The 6868-nt window shown below is 53.6% G+C and carries 7 protein-coding genes and 1 tRNA gene; 1 reads left to right on the top strand and 7 read right to left on the bottom strand.

Annotated elements, in window-relative coordinates:
- Nucleotides 1–217 precede the first annotated feature (217 nt).
- From AC6F7T_RS10965 to AC6F7T_RS10940, 6 genes are all read right to left on the bottom strand, one after another.
- Nucleotides 218–2599 (bottom strand): NADH-quinone oxidoreductase subunit B/C/D, encoded by a 2382-nt coding sequence (locus tag AC6F7T_RS10965; protein ID WP_500718799.1) that lies wholly within the window; start codon nucleotides 2597–2599, stop codon nucleotides 218–220.
- Nucleotides 2596–3036 carry an NADH-quinone oxidoreductase subunit A gene (gene ndhC / locus AC6F7T_RS10960; protein WP_500718797.1) on the bottom strand — a complete coding sequence of 147 codons (441 nt, stop codon included), beginning with the start codon at nucleotides 3034–3036 and terminating at the stop codon, nucleotides 2596–2598. Before ndhC ends, AC6F7T_RS10965 begins: the two co-directional genes overlap by 4 nt.
- A 118-nt stretch (nucleotides 3037–3154) precedes the next feature.
- Nucleotides 3155–3628 carry a ribonuclease HI gene (gene rnhA / locus AC6F7T_RS10955; protein WP_500718795.1) on the bottom strand — a complete coding sequence of 158 codons (474 nt, stop codon included), beginning with the start codon at nucleotides 3626–3628 and terminating at the stop codon, nucleotides 3155–3157.
- A 178-nt stretch (nucleotides 3629–3806) separates the two neighbouring features.
- Entirely contained in the window at nucleotides 3807–4199 is a 393-nt protein-coding gene (locus tag AC6F7T_RS10950) for a PIN domain-containing protein (protein WP_500718793.1), read from the bottom strand.
- A complete protein-coding gene (locus tag AC6F7T_RS10945; protein WP_500718791.1) occupies nucleotides 4199–4429 on the bottom strand; it encodes a hypothetical protein in 231 nt (76 codons plus the stop codon). Before AC6F7T_RS10945 ends, AC6F7T_RS10950 begins: the two co-directional genes overlap by 1 nt.
- A gap of 132 nt (nucleotides 4430–4561) precedes the next feature.
- A tRNA-Glu gene (locus AC6F7T_RS10940) sits at nucleotides 4562–4639 on the bottom strand.
- A gap of 255 nt (nucleotides 4640–4894) precedes the next feature.
- Between AC6F7T_RS10940 and AC6F7T_RS10935 the strand changes: the two genes are divergently transcribed.
- Entirely contained in the window at nucleotides 4895–5452 is a 558-nt protein-coding gene (locus AC6F7T_RS10935) for a methylated-DNA--[protein]-cysteine S-methyltransferase (RefSeq protein WP_500718789.1), read from the top strand.
- 51 nt (nucleotides 5453–5503) lie between these two features.
- Here the strand turns inward: AC6F7T_RS10935 and AC6F7T_RS10930 are convergent, their stop codons facing one another.
- Nucleotides 5504–6259, bottom strand: a complete 756-nt coding sequence (locus AC6F7T_RS10930) for a DUF3943 domain-containing protein (RefSeq protein ID WP_500718787.1) — start codon at nucleotides 6257–6259, stop codon at nucleotides 5504–5506.
- Nucleotides 6260–6868 lie beyond the last annotated feature (609 nt).

Here is a 6868-nt window from a genome sequence, read left to right as displayed (position 1 = left end):
GCTCAATCTCCCCGGCATGTTGGATAAAGTCAGCCAGAATATGCTGATCAAGCAGATGGCTGGTTGTCTGTGATTCAATCGTTGTCATAACGCCCTGTTTACGCGTTGGTGTTAATTAAATTGGTTAAGGCATAGGATCGTAACGCCCTGCCAAGGGACGATGTGCGCAATTCCCGACCGGTTTTTACAACCCCCACTAACCTTCCCCTCCCACCCTTTAGCGGTCGAGGTCCGCCAAGATAAAATCAATCGACCCCATCACTGCAATCATATCTGCCAGCATGCTCCCTTTGCAGATCCACGACAACGCCTGCATGTGGGCAAAGGACGGGGTGCGGATCCGGCAGCGGTAGGCGCTGCTGCCACCATCACTGACCAGGTAATAACCGCACTCCCCCTTACTTGATTCCGTCGCCCGATACACTTCGCCCAGGGGCGCAACCGGACCGCTCGAGACATTGACAAAGTGATGAATCAGGCTTTCGATGTTATGCAGACCATCACCACGTTGCGGATAGGCATAGCGGTAGTCGTCGGTCATCCAGCGTCCGCCCGGCATGCGTTCTGCCGCCTGCTTGACAATCCGCAACGACTGGCGCAGTTCCTCCAGGCGCACGCGGTAGCGATCAAAGCAGTCCCCGCCAGTGAAACTTACCACATCAAAATCAAAGTCGTTATAGGCGCTGTAGGGCATGGTACGGCGCAGATCCCAACTGGAGCCGCAGGCGCGCAGGTTGGGGCCGGAGAAGCCCCAATCGAGGGCTTCATCCAGGCTGACAATGCCAACCCCTTCACTACGGGCGCGGAACACCGGACCATCAGTCAACATACTGTCAAGTTCGTTGATGCGTTTGTCAAAATCGCTGGTGAATTTATCAACCTTCTGTTTCCACCCTTCCGGCAGGTCCAGGGGCAGACCGCCGATGCGCAGCCAGGATGGATGCATGCGCCCGCCGGTGATCATTTCAACGATGTCGAAGATCTTTTCGCGCGAGTCGAAACAGTAGAAGACCGGGGTCATGGCCCCGACATCATGAGCGTAGGTGCCAAGCCAAACCAGATGGCTGGCCAGACGGAACAGTTCACACAGCATTACCCGGGCATAATCAGCGCGTGGCGGAACCGAGACCCCGAGCAGGGTTTCGAGGGAGTGCAGATAAGCCAGATTGTTCTGAACCCCGGAGAGATAATCGATACGGTCGGTGTAGGGAATAAATTGTGCCCAGTGCTGGCGCTCACCGATCTTTTCGGCACCACGGTGGTGATAGCCGAGATCGACATCGATATCGGTCAACTCTTCCCCCTGCATCCTCAATACCACGCGTAAGACACCGTGGGTACCGGGATGGTGCGGCCCGAGGTTCAGCACCATGCTGCCGTCATCGGCGCCGGGCAGGGGCACCAGTTTATCCGCTGCCACCGGGATATAATCCATAGCGGTATCAACGGTAAAGGGAGGCATGTCGGTAGCGCGCGACGGGTGTTCCTTGCGCAAGGGGTGCCCTTCCCAGGCGGCCGGCATCAGAATCCGCCGCAGGTCCTTATGGCCGGCAAAGGTAATGCCGAACATATCAAAGACTTCACGCTCATACCAGCCGGCCGACGGCCAGATTTCAGTAATACTGGGGGCCTCGGGGTATTCACCGCTCAAAGGCACCTTGATGCGCAAATAGCCGGGGTCGCTGAAGTTAAGCAAATGATAGACCAGGGTAAATTGATGATCACGCGGCTGGCGCCGCAGGCGTTCATCAATCGCAGTCAGATCTTCGAGGCGCTGATACTTGATCACCGCTTCGTGTTTGAGAAAGTAAAGCAGCTCACGAATCCGCGCCGACGGACAGATCACCACCGGCATATCAGCCGCTAACGGATCAATCGTCACATCCCCCTTGAAGCGCTCCTGTACGTCACGATAGACGGCCTCGGCCGAGGGTGGAAACTCCTGCTTGGGCTGCGGCGGGCGCCAACTGCCGGCAGACCGATTGTGTTTGAATTCAGGTGGCTGCTGCACAGTTCCACGAATCGGACTATTGCCGTAGCCCGGCCCACGCGGATCACGGCTCTTGGTTAGGCCATCGACCAGCGGCGGCACCGTTGTTCCTTCACTGCCCCCCGCCATACCAAAGACCTTACGCGCCGGCTGTTCCTCGGCGACAATTTTTTTCTGCAGCTCGATAATCCCCTGCAAAAAAGCCTCGGGACGGGGTGGACATCCGGGGATATAGACATCCACCGGCAGAATCTGGTTGACCCCCTGGATGACACTGTAAACATCGTACATGCCGCCGGAATTGGCGCAGCTGCCCATGGCGATCACCCATTTGGGGTTGGGCATCTGCTCATAGACGCGCAGAATCGAAGCACCCATCTTCTTAAACGGCGTGCCGGAGATGATCATCACATCCGACTCACGCGGGGTGCCACGCAACACTTCCGCGCCAAAGCGCGCCAGGTCAAAACGCGGGGTCATGCTCGTCATCATTTCGACAAAACAGCAGGACAGCCCAAAAAACATCGGCCAGAGGCTGTTTTTACGCCCCCAGTTAATCAGGTCATCGGCACGGGTGAGCAACACCCCTTGCGGCAGCTTTTCACTCATAAAGATCTCCTGCGCCGATTACGAGCGGGCTGCACGCCCCAGTCCAGTGCGCCCATCTTCCACAGATACACCAGTCCTAAAAAAAGATTGACGATAAAAAAGGAAATCTGCCAGAAGCCGTTCCAGCCGAGCAGATCATAAGCGACGGCCCAGGACACAATAAACACCGCTTCCAGGTCAAAAATAATAAAAAAGATGGCGACCAGATAAAAAGGGACCGGACCACTAAGCCGCGCGTCACCAATCGGATCAACCGCCGATTCATAAGGCGCATTTTTTTCGGCAGAGGTGGTGCGTTGCCCGAGAAACCGGGCAAGAAACATCAGCAGCAGAATCAAACTTACGGCAATAACACTGTAAAGGGCGAAGGAAATGAAACCTTCGACGCCTGCCGGGGTCACCGGTGGTGAAACAGTGCCTGCATCTGGAAGGGGCATGATATCTCCAGCAAAGGGGAAAGCTTTTACCTAAAGACCGTCATGAATGAACACGCGACGGATACTACCACATCTGTCAGCAATCAGAGAAGCCGTGTGTTAAAAAGTTGTACTTTTTTTACCCAGCCGACCGGGACACGCCGCTTGCCGCTTTTACAATCTCGCACCGCGCCAATTCATCACAACGCTCATTTTCGGCGTGGCCATCGTGGCCCTTGACCCAGACCCATTCAATATCATGGATTTTTACCAGCTCAAGCAGGCGTTCCCACAAATCACGGTTGGCTACCTCCTCTTTCTTCGAGTTGCGCCAGCCGTTGCGACGCCAGCCGGCAGACCATTCGGTCACCCCTTTGATCAGGTATTGGGAATCGGTGGTCAAACGGATGCGACACGGGCGCTTCAAGGCTTCAAGGCCAACGATCGCCCCGAGCAACTCCATCCGGTTATTGGTGGTCAATTCAGCAAAGCCCGATAGCTCCTTCTCTTGTTTGCCGAAGCGCAAGAGGGTGCCGTAGCCACCAGGACCAGGGTTACCGGAACAGGCCCCATCGGAAAAAATTTCTACAAGTTGTGAATGTTGATTAGTCAACGCACGATCCTTGTTATCTAACAAAAATAGTAACTATTCACCACTGTCCTTGCGCAGGATCGGGGATTCTATGGCAAGGGTGTTTGTCGCCATGGACGGCGACAACAAGCGGTCATGGATGACGAAAAGCGTCCCTTGACATAGGATCCCCGATCCGGTGCTAAGCAGATACCATTTATCAATACCAGTCTTCGATTTGTAGTTTAGCGATCCGGCTGAATTCTTTTGTATTGTGGGTCACCAGTGTGGACTGGTTGGCCAGGGCAGTAGCCCCGATCAGAGTATCGAAGGGGCCAATTGGTGTCCCCGCTTTTTCGAGTTGGGCACGGATGGCAGCAGCGACCTTGGCCTCTTTTGCGGTAAAATCAAGGATGCTGACGATTGAAATAATTTCCTCAAGCTGTTCCATTCTTTTGTCAGGTGCGCTGGATTTAGCGATACCGACCTCAAGTTCAAACAAAACAATACTTGGTATTCCAATCTCCCTTGGGGAATGGTTGAGCAGATTTTTCGCAACATTCCCGACACCTTTAAAAAAATAAATCAATGTATTGGTGTCAAGAACATACATCACAATTTCTCCCTGATGGTATCAACGCCGGAGGATGACCTGATCTCTTCTGCCATAGGCATGTCATCCCATGTACCGGCAAATCTGACGACTGACTCCGGCCACCGATCCAGGGTTTTTTCTTTAATCAATTGAGCAACCCATTTGCTTTGAGAAAGATTTTCAGACTGTGCAGCCGCGCGCATTTTAGCTTCGATCTCATCATCCAGATAAATTGTGACCTGTCCCATGGAAAACCTCCACAACCAACACAAAAGTATATGTGTAATCATATGTGCTTTTAGTGAAGAGGTCAACGGCACTTTAAACGAGGGACAAAACAAAAACCCCCACCGCTTGGGCAGTGGGGGTTTTTATTTTTTTGGCGTCCCCAGGGGGATTCGAACCCCCGTCGCCGCCGTGAAAGGGCGGTGTCCTGGGCCAGGCTAGACGATAGGGACGTAGACTTATAATAATTGCTGCGCCCGAGGGCATTTAGATACCCGAACCGAAAAAAAGTTGCAAGAGAAAAGTCACTACGGCGGTAATATGACAAGGAACTATTCAGCTGCGGCCCTTCGCGCGGGGTCGGGGATGACGAAAAGCGTCCCTTGACATAGGATTCCCGACCCGGTGCTCAACAGATACAATGACAAGAACCTGGATTGGCGGCACTGACTGCAAGTGTTAGCCTGGAAAAAAGGGAGGAGATGCAGATGCTGATAACCACCGAAACTACAGCAAAACAGCAACTCAAAATATCAACAGAGTTAATTCAGATCACCTACGGAAGCCACCCAACTCCCTTTGGCCCAGCACTGATCGCTTTTACCGCCAAAGGCTTATGTCATCTCGATTTTTTTGATGACGATAGCATCCGGGCATTGACACAGCTGCATAAAAACTGGCCGCATGCGACCTTTTACCAAGACCAGGGCGCCACCACCACCCTGACTCAACGGGTGTTTGCTCCACCGTCGCAACAAGATTCGCAAAGCCTGCGCCTGCATCTACGTGGCACCGACTTTCAACTGAAGGTCTGGCTCAGGCTGCTGAACATCCCGCCCGGTCATTTGATCAGCTATCAGGAACTCGCGCAGTTAATTGACCAACCGTCAGCAGCGCGCGCCGTTGGCGGGGCGGTCGGCCGGAATCCGATCTGTTATCTGATCCCCTGCCACCGGGTAGTCCGCAGCGACGGCTCCATCGGCGGATATCGTAGCGGCGTCGCCCGCAAGAAAGCCCTTCTGGCTAGTGAGGCCAACCATCCCTAGTCTGACACTAGATGGGCTCACTTGCCTCTGCTGCAGATCGCAGAGCAACAATCAGAAACGGCCGGCCAAGCTCAATCCGAATGCTGAATGGTGGGTCGATGCAGGTCGTGAGGCACCAACCGAGACCGCCCCGGTGATGACCAGATCGCGACCGCTCAAGCGATTGACCCAGTCGCCGATTTGATCCACCGGATCGAGAAAAAACAGGGATATGCGGCCCAGCACTGCCGAGCCTAGTACCTGACTGTTATTAGCCAGAATCCGCTGTTCTGCGTGGTAGGCCCACTCACCACAGAGCCAGCCACTGATTGGGGTGTAGATCAGATCCTGAATCGAGGGGCGCTCGGCAAAGGCCTCGATACCATACTCCCAGAAAAAGGTGGACATCAGGGTAGTATAAACAAACGAATCCCACTGGTTGTACCCCGACTTGCGCGCGACCTGATAGTAAACACCACCAAAGTAGGCGTGGCCAATATAATTAATGGTCCAGTGATCCTTGTCCCAGACCGGTTTCCGCGACACATTATCCCACCATCTATTCGCCAGCTCTGATCCATCGACATCCTTGTCCCAGCCGGTAATATCTGATGGCATCGTATAGAGAATGCCCGCAGCAACCAGACCGGAAGCAAACACCAGCCGGGTTTGTGACCACAGGCGTTCACTGTCAGCTCCTTCGCTAACAAAAAGGGAAAAGCTCTTACGCGAAGATTTTGTCTGGGCGGCGCCTGCCGATGAATCCAGGTTGTGATGACCTGCAGCATGCAGCCCCGTCGTTTCACCTGCCGCAAAAACTGTGGTCAAGGTTACACCACCTTGAAAAACCAACATCACTATCAGCACCAATCCAGAAAACCATATTTTCAACCGCAAGCACCTCCTGAAAGAAAAAGAAATTGAGCCCAAAAATCATTTTTCACTGAAACTCAAGCGCCCATCAAGTATACCTCGACAGGATATCCACACAATGACGTGATAGCATCAAACCACTTAAAAACCGAGCAACAGCAGCTCGAAAATCTGCCGTTTGAGCTCTATCGGTTGACTTCCCTTTTTACCGACGCCCTCTATCAACCGGCGTTAACTTCATCGGCCTGGCAGAGGGGCCGACACCACCTGGCGGGGCAGCTTGTCAACACTGAACGGGGACATATCAAAAAGTGTCACGTTCGCAAGCCAGAGAGGCCCCTGTTAGTTGATGCCTGCAAAAATATCAATTAAAACGTGACACCGATCTGATATACTTGGACTGTTACGTTCTCGCGCAGCACATCGCAGGTTCCAGATCGCCCCTCTGAGACATTGGATTCCCCCTATGGAACAGCCCCTAAACCCGACAAACAACACCGGCGATCAAGCTGACTGCGGCCCCACGGCACCAGCGCCGCTTGAACAACTAAGCTTTCCCATTGT

The sequence above is a fragment of the Pelovirga sp. genome (assembly GCF_059864205.1).
The sequence above is the reverse complement of the archived record's forward strand: the minus strand, read 5'-3'. Positions and strand labels throughout refer to the sequence as shown.

What these genes read in the sequence shown, in the direction of transcription:
- AC6F7T_RS10965 (WP_500718799.1), bottom strand. Translation starts at nt 2,599, where the DNA reads ATGAGTGAAAAGCTGCCGCAAGGGGTGTTGCTCACCCGTGCCGATGAC.
- AC6F7T_RS10935 (WP_500718789.1), top strand. Translation starts at nt 4,895, where the DNA reads ATGCTGATAACCACCGAAACTACAGCAAAACAGCAACTCAAAATATCA.
- AC6F7T_RS10945 (WP_500718791.1), bottom strand. Translation starts at nt 4,429, where the DNA reads ATGGGACAGGTCACAATTTATCTGGATGATGAGATCGAAGCTAAAATG.
- ndhC (WP_500718797.1), bottom strand. Translation starts at nt 3,036, where the DNA reads ATGCCCCTTCCAGATGCAGGCACTGTTTCACCACCGGTGACCCCGGCA.
- AC6F7T_RS10950 (WP_500718793.1), bottom strand. Translation starts at nt 4,199, where the DNA reads ATGTATGTTCTTGACACCAATACATTGATTTATTTTTTTAAAGGTGTC.